Source organism: Saccharopolyspora gregorii (genome assembly GCF_024734405.1).
Lineage (GTDB): Bacteria > Actinomycetota > Actinomycetes > Mycobacteriales > Pseudonocardiaceae > Saccharopolyspora_C > Saccharopolyspora_C gregorii.
Map to the genome: position 1 here is coordinate 5,960,849 of NZ_CP059556.1, position 15,225 is coordinate 5,976,073.

Annotated in this window: 14 protein-coding genes; all 14 read right to left on the reverse strand. The window is 71.6% G+C overall.

Features of this window, described 5'->3' with window-relative positions:
• Positions 1 to 37: 37 nt before the first annotated feature.
• Positions 38 to 337: an NADH-quinone oxidoreductase subunit NuoK gene (gene nuoK, locus H1226_RS26200; protein ID WP_184476123.1), complete on the reverse strand. Its 300-nt coding sequence runs from the start codon at positions 335 to 337 to the stop codon at positions 38 to 40.
• Positions 334 to 1,287 (reverse strand): NADH-quinone oxidoreductase subunit J, encoded by a 954-nt coding sequence (locus H1226_RS26205; protein ID WP_224956931.1) that lies wholly within the window; start codon positions 1,285 to 1,287, stop codon positions 334 to 336. The genes nuoK and H1226_RS26205 overlap by 4 nt, the downstream gene beginning before the upstream one ends.
• On the reverse strand, positions 1,287 to 1,847 hold the full coding sequence (gene nuoI, locus H1226_RS26210) for an NADH-quinone oxidoreductase subunit NuoI (RefSeq protein WP_224956932.1): 561 nt from the start codon (positions 1,845 to 1,847) through the stop codon (positions 1,287 to 1,289). Before nuoI ends, H1226_RS26205 begins: the two co-directional genes overlap by 1 nt.
• Entirely contained in the window at positions 1,840 to 3,132 is a 1,293-nt protein-coding gene (nuoH, locus tag H1226_RS26215; protein WP_225043649.1) for an NADH-quinone oxidoreductase subunit NuoH, read from the reverse strand. Before nuoH ends, nuoI begins: the two co-directional genes overlap by 8 nt.
• Positions 3,129 to 5,699 carry an NADH-quinone oxidoreductase subunit G gene (locus H1226_RS26220; RefSeq protein WP_258343762.1) on the reverse strand — a complete coding sequence of 857 codons (2,571 nt, stop codon included), beginning with the start codon at positions 5,697 to 5,699 and terminating at the stop codon, positions 3,129 to 3,131. The genes nuoH and H1226_RS26220 overlap by 4 nt, the downstream gene beginning before the upstream one ends.
• A complete protein-coding gene (nuoF, locus tag H1226_RS26225; protein WP_258343764.1) occupies positions 5,696 to 7,018 on the reverse strand; it encodes an NADH-quinone oxidoreductase subunit NuoF in 1,323 nt (440 codons plus the stop codon). Before nuoF ends, H1226_RS26220 begins: the two co-directional genes overlap by 4 nt.
• Before the next feature lie 6 nt (positions 7,019 to 7,024).
• On the reverse strand, positions 7,025 to 7,792 hold the full coding sequence (gene nuoE, locus H1226_RS26230) for an NADH-quinone oxidoreductase subunit NuoE (protein WP_224956940.1): 768 nt from the start codon (positions 7,790 to 7,792) through the stop codon (positions 7,025 to 7,027).
• Positions 7,789 to 9,132: an NADH-quinone oxidoreductase subunit D gene (locus tag H1226_RS26235; RefSeq protein WP_224956941.1), complete on the reverse strand. Its 1,344-nt coding sequence runs from the start codon at positions 9,130 to 9,132 to the stop codon at positions 7,789 to 7,791. Before H1226_RS26235 ends, nuoE begins: the two co-directional genes overlap by 4 nt.
• Positions 9,133 to 9,184: 52 nt before the next feature.
• Positions 9,185 to 9,961 carry an NADH-quinone oxidoreductase subunit C gene (locus H1226_RS26240; RefSeq protein WP_258343774.1) on the reverse strand — a complete coding sequence of 259 codons (777 nt, stop codon included), beginning with the start codon at positions 9,959 to 9,961 and terminating at the stop codon, positions 9,185 to 9,187.
• Between the two features lie 5 nt (positions 9,962 to 9,966).
• The gene (locus tag H1226_RS26245; RefSeq protein WP_224967084.1) at positions 9,967 to 10,647 is read right to left on the reverse strand and encodes a NuoB/complex I 20 kDa subunit family protein; all 681 of its coding nucleotides are present in this window, start codon (positions 10,645 to 10,647) and stop codon (positions 9,967 to 9,969) included.
• 70 nt (positions 10,648 to 10,717) lie between these two features.
• On the reverse strand, positions 10,718 to 11,107 hold the full coding sequence (locus tag H1226_RS26250) for an NADH-quinone oxidoreductase subunit A (RefSeq protein WP_224956945.1): 390 nt from the start codon (positions 11,105 to 11,107) through the stop codon (positions 10,718 to 10,720).
• A gap of 158 nt (positions 11,108 to 11,265) precedes the next feature.
• Positions 11,266 to 12,564 (reverse strand): geranylgeranyl reductase family protein, encoded by a 1,299-nt coding sequence (locus tag H1226_RS26255; RefSeq protein WP_224967083.1) that lies wholly within the window; start codon positions 12,562 to 12,564, stop codon positions 11,266 to 11,268.
• A gap of 675 nt (positions 12,565 to 13,239) precedes the next feature.
• The gene (locus tag H1226_RS26260) at positions 13,240 to 13,926 is read right to left on the reverse strand and encodes a demethylmenaquinone methyltransferase (RefSeq protein ID WP_258343785.1); all 687 of its coding nucleotides are present in this window, start codon (positions 13,924 to 13,926) and stop codon (positions 13,240 to 13,242) included.
• A gap of 26 nt (positions 13,927 to 13,952) precedes the next feature.
• On the reverse strand, positions 13,953 to 15,068 hold the full coding sequence (locus H1226_RS26265) for a glycosyltransferase family 4 protein (protein WP_308011214.1): 1,116 nt from the start codon (positions 15,066 to 15,068) through the stop codon (positions 13,953 to 13,955).
• Positions 15,069 to 15,225 lie beyond the last annotated feature (157 nt).

Consider the following 15,225-nt stretch of genomic DNA (forward strand, 5'->3'; position numbering starts at 1 on the left):
GGTGCGCGGCGCGCCGGCCGCGGGGGCGGGCATGGCGCTAGTACTTGAGGAGGTTGGCGTCGTCGACCGAGGCCGAGCGGCGGGTCCGGAAGATCGACATGATGATCGCGAGGCCGACCACGACTTCCGCGGCGGCGACGACCATCACGAAGAACGCCATCACCTGCCCGTGCACCGAGCCCTCGATGCGGGCGAAGGTGACCAGCGTCAGGTTCACCGCGTTGAGCATCAGCTCGATGCACATGAACACGACGATGGCGTTGCGCCGCACCAGCACGCCGACGGCACCGATGCTGAACAGCAGCGCGGACAGCAGCAGGTAGTAGGTGGGGGTCATCGCCGGACCTCCTCGGGGGACGCGTGGCCGGAGCCGGAGCGGCCGTTGCTGCCGTCCTCGCCGCGGTCGTCCGGGGCCCCGGGCTCCGGCGCGTCGAGGTCGGGTGCCGGTTCCCCGGGGTCGCGGGGCCGATCGGTGAGCGCGTGCGGATCGGCTCCGCCGTCCTTGCCCGCGATGGCGTCGCGTTCGGCGGTGAGCCGTTCGACCGGCAGGTTGTCGAGGATCTCGGACAGCGACTCGGGCGCCACCGAGCCGTCCGGCAGCAGCGCCGGGGTCGCCACCGAGTTCGCGGTGGCGTACACGCCGGGGCCGGGCAACGGCGAGGACCGGTCGCCGCGCAGCCGCGCTTCGACGCGTTCCCGCTGGCTGATCCGCGCGGCGCGTCCCTTGCCGCCGTAGGCGAGCACCATCGCGCCCAGCGCGGCGGTGATCAGCAGCGCCGAGGTCAGCTCGAACGGGAACAGGTAGTCGGTGAAGATCAGCGCGCCGAGCCCGCCCGCACCGCCGCCGCGCGCGGACCACGGGTCCAGCGGGGCGGCGACCGGCACGTCGGTGAGCGCCCTGGCCAGCCCGGTCACCAGCAGCAGCGCGAACGCGACGCCGGCGACGGCGGCCCACAGCCGCTGCCCGCGCAGCACCTCGACCACCGAGTCCGAGGAGTCGCGGCCCACCATCATCAGCACGAACAGGAACAGCATCATGATCGCGCCGGTGTAGACGATGATCTGGGTGAAGCCGAGGAAGGGCGCGCTCTGCGCCATGTACAGCACGCCGAGGCTCAGCATGGTCAGCACCAGGAACAGCGCGGAGTGCACCGCGCCGCGCGAGAACACCATGCCCAGCGCCCCGACCAGGGCCAGCGGCCCGAGGATCCAGAACGCCGCGGCCTCCCCCGCGCCGACCACGTCCGCGGCCTGCTGCTGGGCGAGCACCGCCGTTGCCGTGAGCATCACCGCCGCGCCTCCTCGTGCCCGGTCTCCACGGTTTCGCCTTCGGGCACGCCGCTGCGCCGCGCGAGCTCGGGCCCGCGCACGTAGTAGTCCTGCTCGTCCTCGCCGAGCCGCATCGGGTGCGGCGGCTGCTCCATGCCGGGCAGCAGCGGGGCCAGCAGGTCCTCCTTGGTGTAGATGAGGTGCTGCCGGTCGTCGTCGGCGGTCTCGTACTCGTTCGTCATGGTCAGCGAGCGGGTCGGGCACGCCTCGATGCACAGGCCGCAGCCGATGCACCGCAGGTAGTTGATTTGGTAGTCGGCGCCGTAGCGCTCCCCCGGCGAGTAGCGCTCGTCCTCGGTGTTGTCCCCGCCCTCGACGAAGATCGCGTCGGCGGGGCAGGCCCAGGCGCACAGCTCGCAGCCCACGCACTTCTCCAGCCCGTCCGGGTGCCGGTTGAGCTGGTGGCGGCCGTGGAACCGGGGTGCGGTGACCTTCTTGACCTCGGGGTACTCCTCGGTGACGACCTTCTTGAACATCGTCGAGAAGGTGACGCCGAAACCTTTCAGCGGATCAAACACGGCCCGCTCCCTCCTTCGAGGCGTCGTCGGCCCCGGACGGCGGCACCGGGGTGCGCCGCGGTGGGGTCGGGGGCACTTGCAGGTCCAGCGGCGGGACGGGGAACCCGCTGCCCGCCATGGGCGCTTCCGGTTCTTCCGGTTCGGGCCGCTTGCGGTCCGGGACGAGGAAGGCCGCGGCGATGAGCACCACCAGCACCACGCCGCCGACGACCAGGAACGTCGTCGAGTCGACGCCCTGCTCGTTGCGGACCGCGCGGATCACGGTGACCACCACGATCCACACCAGGCTCAGCGGGACGAGGACCTTCCAGCCGAGGTTCATGAACTGGTCGTAGCGCAGCCGCGGCAGCGTGGCGCGCAGCCACACGAACACGAACAGGAACGCCAGCGTCTTCCCGAGGAACCACAGCACCGGCCACCAGCCGGTGTTGAGCACCCCGCCGCCGATCAGGCTCAGCGGCCACGGCGCGTGCCAGCCGCCGAGGAACAGCGTGGTGGCGAGGGCGGAGACGGTGACCATGTTGATGTACTCGGCGAGGAAGAACAGCGCGAACTTCAGCGAGGAGTACTCGGTGTGGAAGCCGCCGACCAGTTCGGATTCGGCTTCCGGCAGGTCGAACGGGGCGCGGTTGGTCTCGCCGACCATCGCCACCACGTAGACCAGGAAGCTGAACGGCAGCACGAGCGCGAACCAGCCGCTGGTCTGCGCTTCGACGATGCCCGCGGTGGACAACGTGCCCGCGTACATGATCACGGCGACGAACGAGAGGCCCATCGCGATCTCGTAGGAGATGACCTGCGCGGCGGAGCGCAGCGAACCCAGCAGCGGGTACGGCGATCCGGAGGACCAGCCGGCGAGCACGATGCCGTAGACGCCGATGGAAGCGCTGGCCAGCACGACGAGCAGCCCGACCGGCAGTTCCACCAGCTGCAGCGCGGTGCGCTCGCCGAAGATCGTGACCTCCGGGCCGATCGGGATCACCGAGAACGACACCAGCGCGGGCGTCGCGGAGATCACCGGAGCGAGGAAGTACACCCACTTGTCGGCCAGCACCGGCCGGATGTCCTCCTTGAACGCGAGCTTCAACCCGTCGGCCAGGGATTGCAGGATGCCGAACGGTCCGGCGCGGTTCGGGCCGGGCCGGTGCTGCATGCGGCCGATGACGCGGCGCTCGGCCCAGATCGTCAGCAGCGTCATCAGCACCAGGAAGGCGAAGATCGCCACAACCTTGATCAGGATCAGCCAGATCGGGTCGTCGGCGAGCAGTTCGGCGGTGCGCGTCATGACCGGCTCCTCTCGGGGCCGCCGAAGCCGAGCCCGGTGCCGCCGTGGCCGTTCGCACCGTGCCCGTTGGTCCCGTGCCCGTTGCCGCCGTGCCCGTTCGCGAGCGGCCCGGCGGGGGCGAGCGCGACGGGCGCGCCGTGCCCGACGCCCAGCAGCCGGTTCACCTTCGACGGTCCGGAGTCCATCGGCAGCCACACCACGTCGTCGGGCATGTCGGTGAACCGCGCTTCGAGCGTGATCGACCCGCGGTCGCCGCGGACTTCGACCTGCTGGCGCTCCAGCAGCCCGAGCCGCCGCGCGGTGGCCGGGGACAGCATCGCCACGGTGTCCCGCCGGGTGCCCGCGAGGTTCGGTTCGTCGTCCTGCAGCGAGCCGTCGTCCAGCAGCCGCCGCCAGGTGGCCAGCAGCACGCGGCCCGGCCCGGGTGGCGCGACGGGCCGCACCTGCTCGTCCGGGGCGGGTGGCCGGGCGCGCCCGCCGGTGCCGAGCCGGTCCAGTTCGGCGCGGACCGCGGCGGGGCTCTGGGTGAACAGGTCGGCGTCCATCTCGACCGCGAGGGTGTCCAGCACCCGGCAGTCCGGCAGCGCGCCGGTTCCTTCGATGGTGATGCGGAATTCGCGGCGGCGGCCCTCCCAGTTCAGGTAGGTGCCGGACTTCTCCGAGCTCGGCGCGATGGGCAGCACCACGTCGGCGCGTTCGGTGACGGCGCTGGGACGCAGTTCGAGGCTCACCACGAAGTCGGCGCGGTCCAGGGCCTGCCGGGCCAGTTCCGGGTCGGGCAGGTCGTCCGGGTCGACACCGCCGACGAGCAGTCCGGCGAGGTCGCCGCGCGCGGCGGCGCGCAGGATGCCGTCGGTGTCCCGCCCGGGCGCGCCGGGCAGGCTGTCGGCGTCCACGCCCCAGGTCTGGGCGACCTCGGCGCAGGCGGTGAGGTCGCCGACGGCGCGGCCGCCGGGCAGCAGCGTGGGCAGCGCGCCGGCTTCGACGGCGCCGCGTTCGCCCGCGCGGCGCGGGATCCACGCGACCCGCGCGCCGGTGCGGGCCGCGGTGCGGGTGACCTCGGAGAGCAGGCCGGGGATCTGCGCGGCCCGCTCGCCGACGACGAGCACCGCTCCCCCGGCCCGCAGCGCTTCGTCCACTTCGGACGGGAGCTCGGCCAGCGCGGCGGCCTCCCCGCCGGGCGGGCACGGCAGCAGCGCGCCGGTGCGCACCGGACCGCCACCGCTCATGATCCGCGTCGTCTTCTCCACGCCCGGCGAGTTCCACTGCCCGAGGTGGAAGACCTTCGTGCTCCCCTTGCGCGCCGCCTTGCGCAGCCGCAGGAACACGCTCGGCGACTCCTCCTCCGGTTCGAAGGCGACGCACAGCACGGCGGGCGCGGCCTCCAGGTCGGCGAAGGTCACCGCGCCCGCATCGGGCCCGGTGCCGACGACGGCGGACTCCAGGAACGCGAGCTCCTCGTCCGAGTGCGCCCTGGCGCGGGCGTCGACGTCGTTGGTGCGCAACGCGATCCGCGCGAACTTCGCGTAGGCGTAGGCGTCCTCCTCGGTCAACCGGCCGCCGGGCAGCACTCCGACGCCGCGGTCGTCGCGCGCCCGCAGCAGCCCGTCGGCGGCGACGCGCAGCGCCTCCGTCCAGGACGCGGTCCGCAGCTCACCGCCCTCGCGCACCATCGGCCGCAGGAAGCGGTCCGCGGCGGTGGCGTAGCGGAACGCGAACCGGCCCTTGTCGCAGAGCCATTCCTCGTTGACCTCCGGGTCGTCCCCGGCGAGCCGCCGCATCACCTTGCCGCGCCGCCAGTCGGTGCGCGTCGCGCAGCCCGACGAGCAGTGCTCGCACACGGCCGGCGTGGACACCAGGTCGAACGGCCGGGACCGGAACCGGTAGGCGGCGCTGGTCAACGCGCCCACCGGGCAGATCTGGATGGTGTTGCCGGAGAAGTACGACTGGAACGGCTGCTGCTCGGCGATGCCGATCTGCTGCACCGCCCCGCGCTCCAGCAGTTCGATGAACGGGTCGCCCGCGATCTGCTTGGAGAACCGGGTGCAGCGCTGGCACAGCACGCAGCGCTCCCGGTCCAGCAGCACCTGGGTGGAGATCGGCACCGGCTTGGCGAAGGTCCGCTTGGTGTCGTGGAACCGGGATTCGGCGCGGCCGTGCTTGAGCGCCTGGTTCTGCAGCGGGCACTCGCCGCCCTTGTCGCAGATCGGGCAGTCCAGCGGGTGGTTGATCAGCAGCAGTTCCATCACGCCCTGCTGCGCCTTGTCGGCGACCGGCGAGGTCTGCTGCGTCTTCACCACCATGCCGTCGGCGACGGTCATCGTGCAGGAGGCCTGCGGCTTGGGCATCGCCCGGCCGTTCATCTCCACTTCCACCAGGCACTGCCGGCACGCGCCCGCCGGGTCGAGCAGCGGGTGGTCGCAGAACCGGGGGATGACGATGCCCATCCGCTCCGCGGTGCGGATCAGCAGCTCGCCCTTGGGGGCGTCCACTTCGACGCCGTCGATCGTCAGCCGGACGTGCCCCTCGGGGACCGGCTTGGTCTCACGCTCGGATGCCACCGTCATCGGGCCGCTCCTGCCAGTGCGGGCTCGCCCGGCTCCGCGCCGGGCCGGTTCTGCTGACACAGCGCGAGGAATTCCTCGCGGAAGTACTTGATGCCGCTGGTGATCGGGCTGACCGCGCCGTCACCGAGGGCGCAGAAGGAGCGGCCGAAGATGTTGTCGCAGACGTCGAGCAGGGTGTCGATGTCCTCTTCGGTGCCGTGCCCCGCGACCATGCGCTCCAGGACCTGGGCGAGCCAGAAGGTGCCCTCCCGGCAGGGGGTGCACTTGCCGCAGGACTCGTGCTCGTAGAACTGCGTCCACTTCATCACCGCCCACGGCACGGACACGGTCTCGTTGAACACCATCAGCGCCGTGGTGCCCAGCATCGAGCCCGCTTCGGCGGCGCCCTCGAAGTCCAGCGGCACGTCCAGGTGCTCGGCGGTGAACAGCGGGGTGGACGAGCCGCCGGGGGTCCAGAACTTGAGCGGGATCCCGTCCTTCATGCCGCCCGCCAGCTCCAGCAGCTGCCGCAGCGTGGTGCCCAGCGGGGCCTCGTACTGGCCGGGGTTGGTGACGTGCCCGGACAGCGAGTAGATCTTCGGGCCGGGCGACTTCTCCCGTCCCATGCTGCGGAACCAGTCGGAGCCGCCGTTGACGATGAACGGCACCGAGGCGATGGTCTCCACGTTGTTCACCGTGGTCGGGCACGCGTAGAGCCCGGCGGCGGCGGGGAACGGCGGTTTCAGCCGCGGCTGCCCGCGCTTGCCCTCCAGCGAATCGAGCAGCGCCGTCTCCTCGCCGCAGATGTAGGCGCCGGCCCCGGCGTGCACCACGACGTCGCAGTCGAAACCGGAGCCGAGGATGTCCTTGCCCAGGTAGCCCGCGGCGTAGGCCTCCTGCACGGCGTTGTTCAACCGGCGGATGCAGTGCAGCGCCTCACCGCGCACGTAGATCGCCGAGAAGTGCGAGCGCATCGCGTAGCAGGCGATGATCACGCCCTCCACCAGCGAGTGCGGGTCGGCCATCATCAGCGGGATGTCCTTGCAGGTGCCCGGTTCGCCCTCGTCGGCGTTGACCACGAGGTAGTGCGGCTTCACCGGTTCCTTCGGCATGAAGCTCCACTTCACGCCCGCCGGGAACCCGGCGCCGCCACGGCCGCGCAGGCCCGCGGCCTTCACCAGTTCGACCAGCTCGTCGGGCGTGGCGCGCAACGCCTTGCGCAGCGCGGTGTAGCCCTCCAGCTGCTCGTAGGTGCGGAGGCTCCAGGAGGTCGGCGACAACCACCGCTTGGTCAGCACCGGGGTGAGGTCGTCGGGCTTGGGGGAGTTCGCGTCGGTCATGTCCACTCACTCCTTCTCCGGCAGCGGCGGGATCTGCGCGTCGTCCGGCATCGGCGGCGCGGTCCAGCCGCGCTGCTGCGCCAGGTGCGCGCCGCGGACCGTCTCGGGGGCGGCCGAGGGGCCGTCCACGGTGTCCTCCAGCCGGGCGCCGGGCCGGTCGAAGAACCCGGCGAGCTGGCGCTCGGTGCGGCGGAAGTCGGTGAGCGGTGCGCCGCGCGTCGGGTCCGGCTTCTCCCCGCGTTGCAAGGACTTCACCAGTTCCAGCGCCGCTTCCGGGCTCTGCTTGTCGTAGTACTCGTAGTCGACCTGCAGCACCGGGGCGTGGTCGCAGGCCGCGAGGCATTCGGCGTGCTCCAGCGTCAGCGAGCCCGGTTCGCCCGGCGTGCCGGAGGTCTCGTCGTGGCCGACACCGAGGTGCTCGGACACCTTCGCGTAGATGGCGTCGCCGCCCAGGGCGGCGCACAGCGTGTTGGTGCACACGCTGACCAGATGCTCGCCGCAGGGCTTGCGCTTGTACATCGTGTAGAAGGTGGCGACCGCGCTGACCTCGGCGGCGGACAGCGCCAGCTGCTCGGCGCAGAACTCGATGCCCTCGGTGCTGACGTGGCCCTGCTCGGACTGCACGAGGTGCAGCATCGGCAGCAGCGCCGACCGCGCCTCTGGGTAGCGCTCGACGATGCGCTTCGCGTCGGCGCGCACGTCCTCGCCGAACACCGGCGCGCCCGGCGGGCTCAGCACGTGCTCGGTGGTGGTGAAATCGAACTGCTCCGTCATCGGTCCACCCCGCCCATCACCGGGTCGATCGAGGCCACTGCCGCGATCACGTCCGCGACCAGGCCGCCCTCGGCCATCGCCGGGAACGCCTGGAGGTTCACGAAGCTCGGTTCCCGCACGTGCACCCGCATCGGCCGGGTGCCGCCGTCGGAGACCAAGTGGTAGCCCAGCTCGCCGCGCGGCGACTCCACCGGCGAGTACACCTGCCCCGGGGGCACGTCGAAGCCCTCGGTGACCAGCTTGAAGTGGTGGATCAGCGATTCCATCGACTGGCCCATGATCTTGCGGACATGCTCCAGGGAGTTGCCCATGCCGTCCGGCCCGATGCTCAGCTTCGCCGGCCACGCGATCTTCGGGTCGTCCACCATCACCGGGCCGGGCTCGAAGGCGTCCAGGCACTGCCGGATGATCTTCAGCGACTGGTGGATCTCCTCCAGCCGCAGCAGGAACCGGGCGAAGCAGTCCGCGTCGGTGCTCGTCGGCACCTCGAACTCGAAGTTCTCGTAACCGCAGTACGGCTCGATCTTGCGCAGGTCCCAGGCGATGCCCGCCGAGCGCAGCAGCGGCCCCGTCACGCCCAGCTGCAGGCAGCCGTCCAGCGGCAGGTACCCGACGTCCTTGAGCCGCTGCTTCCAGATCGGCTGGCCGGAGAACAGCTTCGCGTAGTCCGGCAGCCGCTTGTCCATGACCTTGATGAACTCCAGCACCTTCTCCCGGTAGTTCTCCGGGAGGTCCTGGGCCACCCCGCCCGGCCGGATGAACGCGTGGTTCATCCGCAGCCCGGTGAGGAACTCCAGCAGGTGCAGCACTTCCTCGCGATCGCGGAAACCGAAGGTCATGCCGGTGGTGGAGCCCAGCTCCATCGCGCCGGTCGCCATGAACACCAGGTGCGAGGAGATCCGGTTCAGCTCCATCAGCATGATCCGGAAGGTCTGCGCCCGCGTCGGCGCCTCGACCCCGAGCAGCTTCTCCACGCCCAGGCAGTACGCCGCCTCGTTGTACAGCGGCGCCAGGTAGTCCATCCGCGTGACGAAGGTGACGCCCTGGGTCCAGGTGCGGTACTCGGTGTTCTTCTCGATCCCGGTGTGCAGGTAGCCGATCACCGAGCGCGCCTGGGTGACGGTCTCGCCCTCGAGTTCCAGCACCAGCCGCAGCACCCCGTGCGTGGACGGGTGCTGCGGGCCGAGGTTGATGACGACGCGCTCGGAATCCGCCGCCTCGTCGATGAACTCGTCCCAGTCGCCGCCGGTGACGGTGTAGACGCGGCCTTCCGTCGTCTCGCGCGACGCCGCGTGCCTGCCGGGGTCCGTGGTGGGATCGGTCAGTGGTTCGGTGGTCATGTTCAGCACCTCTCCGCGTGCTGCCTGCCGTGGCCGTGCGGTCCGCGGAACCTCATGAGTAGGCCCGCCGCTGGTCGGGCGGCGGTATCTCGGCGCCCTTGTACTCGACGGGGATGCCGCCGAGCGGGTAGTCCTTGCGCTGCGGGTGCCCGTCCCAGTCGTCCGGCATCAAGATCCGGGTGAGCGCGGGGTGCCCGTCGTAGACCAGGCCGAACATGTCCCAGGCCTCGCGCTCCTGGAAGTCCGCCGTCGGGTACACGGACACGACCGACGGCAGGTGCGGGTCGTCGACGTCGACGGCCACCTCCAGCCGGATGCGGCGGCGGTAGGTCATCGAGGTCAGGTGGTAGACCGAGTGCAGCCGCTGCGGCACCTCCGGCCCGTAGTCCACGCCGGACACCGAGCTGCACAGCTCGAAGCGCAGCGCCGGGTCGTCGCGCAGCGAGGAGCAGGTGGCCACCAGGTGCTCGCGGTCCACGTAGAAGGTGATCTCCCCGCGGTCCACGGTCACCTGCTGCACCGCCGAGTCGATCCCCTTGCCGCGCAGCGAATCCAGCAGCGCGTCCGCCACCTCGTCGAACCAGCCGCCGAACGGCCGCTCGGCCGGGGCGGGCAGGTGCGCGGGCAGCCGCAGCCCGCCGTAGCCGGAGGTGTCGCCGCTGCCGCGCACGCCGAACATGCCCTGCCGCTCGCGCCCGGCGACGATCGGCTCCCGCGGCTCGGCGATCGCGCCCGCACCGGAACGCACCGGTTCCAAGCCCTCGCCTGGCCGGTCCGCGCTGGAGCCCTTCTCGCCGGGGTCCGGGGTGGTCCGCTTCGAGTCGGTCATGCCGCTCACCTGCCCGCGCCGAGTTGCCGCTGCGTCTGCTCCCGCTGCGCGTCGGTCTCGACGGCGAGCGGGCCTTCCGCGCCCATCTCCTGGCGCTGCGCCAGCTGCTGCCGCTCGGCGCGCTTGCGCTGCGAGCGGTTCTTCGGCGCGTAGCGCTCGGAGGAGGCGATGAGTTCGGTGCGAGCCCCGCTCTCGGCGCGCAGCGCGGCGCGCTTGGCGTTGATCGGCTCGTCCATGATCTTGGCGTGCAGCTTGAGGATCGCGTCGAGCAACATCTCCGGCCGCGGCGGACAACCCGGCAGGTACATGTCCACCGGCACCACGTGGTCCACGCCCTGCACCACGGCGTAGTTGTTGAACATGCCCCCGGTGGAAGCGCACACGCCCATCGCCAGCACCCAGCGCGGCTCCGGCATCTGGTCGTAGATCTGCCGCAGGACCGGGGCCATCTTGTTGGTCACCCGACCGGCGACGATCATCAGATCGGCCTGCCGCGGGGTGGCGGAGAAGCGCTCCATGCCGAACCGGGCGATGTCGTAGCGGGAACCGCCGACCGTCATCATCTCGATCGCGCAGCAGGCCAACCCGAAGGTCGCCGGCCACATCGAGGTCTTCCGGGTCCAGTTGACGAGCTTCTCCACGTTGGCCAACAGGATGCCGTTGGGCAGCTGCTCTTCGAGGCCCATCTCGGCACTCCTTCCGCTGTCGCCATTGAGAACGGTCAGTGCTCGCTCAGGCCCGCCCGGGCCCGGGCGCCTAGTTCCAGTCGAGGCCTCCGCGCCGCCACACGTAGACGTAGGCGAATCCGACGGTCGCGATGAACAGCACGACCTCGGCCACGCCGAACAGCCCGAGGGAGTCCGCGGAGACCGCGAACGGGTAGAGGAAGACCATTTCGATGTCGAAGAGGATGAACAGCATCGCCGTGAGGTAGTAGGCGACCGGCATCCGGCCGCCGCCCATCACCGGCTGCGGGGAAGGCTCGATCCCGCACTCGTAGGCATCGAGCTTCGCCCTGTTGTAGCGGCGGGGGCCGACCAGTGGCGCGATGCTCACCGAGAACACCGCGAATCCCAGCGCCAGCGCGAACATCAGCACCAGCGGGATGTACGGGTCCAGCACGCCCGAAGCGCCTGCCTCGCCCATGGCACCGCCCTCCTTCGCTGCCCCCGCCGAGACGAACGTCACGTCTGCGGCGTCAGGTGCGCACTCTATGCGGTCGGACGTAACCGCTCCGCAGTGAGGCGAACCTAACTTTATGACTTCTCACACAATCACGTGACCATCTGACCAGACTCCGGCAGTCAGGCGCTAGGGGTGAGCCGAGTAGTGGCGCTGATCACACGGTCCATCGTGTCCCCATCGCGCACGTCGTACAGATTTGCCAGCAGCTTCAACACGAAACGCATCAGCAACGGCCGCGGCAACCCGTGCTTGGTGGCCATCCGCATCACCGTCGGATTGCCAATCAACTTGCTGAAGATGTTCCCGAGCCGGAAGTAGCCGCCCATCGCGTCGGACACCGCACCCGGGTACCGGAGCAGCGCGTGCTCCCGCGAAGGGCCCGCCGGTCGTGCGTACGCGTGGACCACGCACTCCGCCGCCAACCGGGCGGATTCCATGGCGTACGCGATGCCCTCGCCGTTGAACGGGTTGACCATGCCGCCGGCGTCCCCGACGAGCAGCAGCCCGTCCCGGTAGTGCGGCGTGCGGTTGAAGCCCATCGGCAGCGCGGCGCCGCCGATCTTGCCGGTGGCGTTCTCCTCCCGGAAACCCCACTCCTCCGGGGTCCCGTCCAGCCAGGAGCGCAACAGCTGGCGGTAGTCGGTCTTGCCGTAGGACTTCGACGTCGACAGCACGCCCAGCCCCACGTTCACCGTCCCGTCGCCCATGCCGAAGATCCAGCCGTAGCCCGGCATCAGCTTCGGCTCGGCGGGCGTCGACCGGTCCCACAGCTCCAGGTGCGACTCCAGGAAGTCGTCCTTGCTGCGCGGGCTGTCGTAGTAGCGGCGCACCGCGACGCCCATCGGGCGGTCCTCGCGCTTCTCGATGCCCATCGACAACGCCAGGCGGGCCGACACGCCGTCGCACCCGAGCACCAGCGGCGCCCGGTAGGTCACCGGCTGGCGGTCGGGGCCGGTCTTCGCGGCGACCCCGTCGATGCGGCCGGTCCGCTCATTCCGGACGGCTCCGGTCACCGTCGTCTGCTGCACCATCCGGGCGCCCGCGCGTTCCGCCCCGCGGGCGAGCAGGTCGTCGAAGTCGTTGCGCGGACGGACCACGCCGTAGGGCGGGAAGTCGGCGAGCTCCGGCCAGTCCAGCTCGATGTTCACGCCGCCGCCGACCACGCGCAGACCCCGGTTGTGCAGCCAGCCGGCCTCCTCCCGGGTGTCGATGCCGAGGTCGATCAGCTGCTTGACGCCGCGCGGCGTGATGCCGTCGCCGCACACCTTCTCCCTGGGGAAGACGCTCTTCTCCAGCAGCAGCACGTCGAGGCCCGCGCGGGCCAGGTACGTCGCCGCCGTCGAACCGGCCGGCCCGGCACCGACGACGATCACGTCGGCGTCGTCGTTCGGTCGGCGTCGGGGGGTGGCGCTGGTCATGACACTCCTTGATAGCCGTGCAGTTGCGGTGTCGAGCCACGGCGCCAGGCACGCGGACCGCACCCGCCACCCGCTCCGGTGCCGCGCACCCGAGCGGTTCCGCCGTGACCCGGTGAACCCGCCCGCTTGTGAACGAGTTCACTATCTCCGCCGAGTCTAGGCCTGCGGAAGCACTCGATCGACCCCGCGAGATAGGCCGCTCGGGTGACCGTCCTCGCAGGTGAGGCGTATCTCCGGGGCGCCGGAGGGCACCGGGCCACCCGCACGCCGCAGCGCCGCCGGGATCACCGGGTGCGGAACGGTTCCAGGCCCGGGCCTCAGCGGCGCCGCAGGGGCCGGGCGCGACGGACGGCGGCCGGGTGCTCGCAGCACGACCGGCCAGGACGCGGCTCCCGGCAACGCACCGAACGCGAAGGATGCGCGCTCCGGAGGTTCAGCACGCGCGAAGGCTCACTGCCCGTCGCGAAACCGCCCGGCGGGTCTTGTCGGTTTCCTGTCAGCGGCGAAGCCGATGAGCTGCCGACCACCAGAGCAGCAGGACCACCCGCGGGTTCTCAGCTGGTTCCTCGCGAGGACAGCGTTTTCTCCTGTGGCGGAGCCACCGGTGAAAACGATCCCGCAGCGAGGAAGCAGCTGAGGTTCCGCCCCGAGCACAGCTCGAAGGAAGCGCCGGACTCAGGCCTTGAAAGCTCGGTGCACGGCGACGGCGCCGCCCATCAGGTCGCGCCACGCCACCTTCGACCAGCCGGCCTCGCCGATCTTCGCGGCCAGCACCCGCTGGTCCGGCCAGGAGCGGATCGACTCCGCCAGGTACACGTACGCGTCCGGGTTCGAGGACACCGCGCGGGCGATCGGCGGCAGCGCGCGCATCACGTAGTTCATGTAGACGGTGCGGAACGGCTCCCAGGTGGGGGTGGAGAACTCGCACACCACCAGCCGCCCGCCGGGGCGCACCACCCGCGCCATCTCGCGCAGGCCCGCCACCGTGTCCACCACGTTGCGCAGCCCGAACGAGATCGTCGCCGCGTCGAAGGAGTCGTCCGCGAACGGCAGCCGCAGCGCGTCGGCCGCCACCATCGGCAGCCCGCGGTCCCGGCCCACCGACAGCATGCCCAGCGAGAAGTCCGCGGCCACGCACCACGCGCCGGACTTCGCCAGCTCCGCGGTGGACACGCCGCTGCCCGCGGCCAGGTCCAGGATGCGCTCGTGCGGCCGCGGGTCCAGCGCCTGCCGGGTGATCTGCCGCCAGCGCCGGTCCTGCCCGAACGACATCACGGTGTTCGTCAGGTCGTAGCGCTTCGCGACGCCGTCGAACATCGCGGCGACCGCGTGCGGATCCTTGTCCAAACCGGCGCGAGACACGTCGGCAGCTTACGTGCAGCGGGCGCTCAGGCGGCCAGCCGGTCGTCCTGCGGGCGGCCGATGACCTCCGCGTAGTGGCCGATCAACTGCTCGCACAGCGCGGGCCAGGTGCGCTGGGCCACCGAGTCGCGGGCGGCCGCGCCGAACCTCGCCCGCAGCGCCGGGTCCCGCAGCTCCGCCACCGCCGCGCGCAGCCGCCGGGCGTGCGCGTCCGCGTCGTGCGGCGGCAGCAGGTGGCCGGTGCGGCCCGGCAGCACCAGGTCCCGCGGGCCGCCCGCGTCCGGGGCGAGCGCGGGGACCCCGCTGGCCATCGCCTCCTGCACGGACTGGCAGAACGTCTCGTACGGGCCGGTGTGCACGAACACGTCCAGGCTCGCGTAGATCCGGGCGAGCTCCTCGCCGGTGCGCAGGCCGAGGAACGCGGCGCCCGGCAGCTGCGCGGCGAGCTGCTCCCGCTGCGGGCCGTCGCCGACCACCACCACCCGCACCCCGGGCACGCCGTCCAGCGCCGCGAGCCGCTCCACGTGCTTCTCCGGGGCGAGCCTGCCGACGTACCCGATCAGCAACTCCCCGCCCGGGGCGAGCTCGGCGCGCAGCCGCTCGTCCCGCTTCCCCGGGTGGAACCGGGCCGTGTCCACCCCGCGGCCCCAGCGGTGCACCCGCGGGATGCCGTGCTCGCGCAGCGCTTCCGCCGCCCAGGTGGACGGGGCCAGCGTGCGGTCGGCGGCGCTGTGCAGCCGCCGCGTCCAGCGCCACGCGGCGCGCGCGGTCAACCCCAGCCCGTACGACTCCGCGAACCCGGCCACGTCCGTCTGGTACACCGCGACCGTCGGCACGCCCAGCTTCCGCGCCGCCGCCAGCCCCCGCGCCCCCACCACGAACGGCGAGGCCAGGTGCACCACGTCCGGCCCGAAGTCCGCCAAGCCCTGCAGCAACCGGCGGGTGGGGAACCCGATCGGCAGCGAGGACACCACCGGGATGTCCACGGCGGGCAGCCGCACCACCGGCGTGCCCTCGTGCTCGTCGGGGCCCGCGCCCGGGGCGATCACGAGCGCCTGGTCACCGCGGCGGCGCAGGTGCTCCAGCACCCGCAGCACCGAGTTCGTGACCCCGTTGACCTGCGGCAGGAAACTCTCCGACACGATGGCGATCCGCACGAGCGACACCGTCCCGCCCCGCTCCGGCGCCCAGACGACCCCCACGTGACGCATCCCGGAACAGCCGCCGAAGAGCACCCCAACTGCCCCGTGCGGCGCCGCCCGACCCCGCCCGGACGGCCGCCGCTCGTCTGGTGTCCAC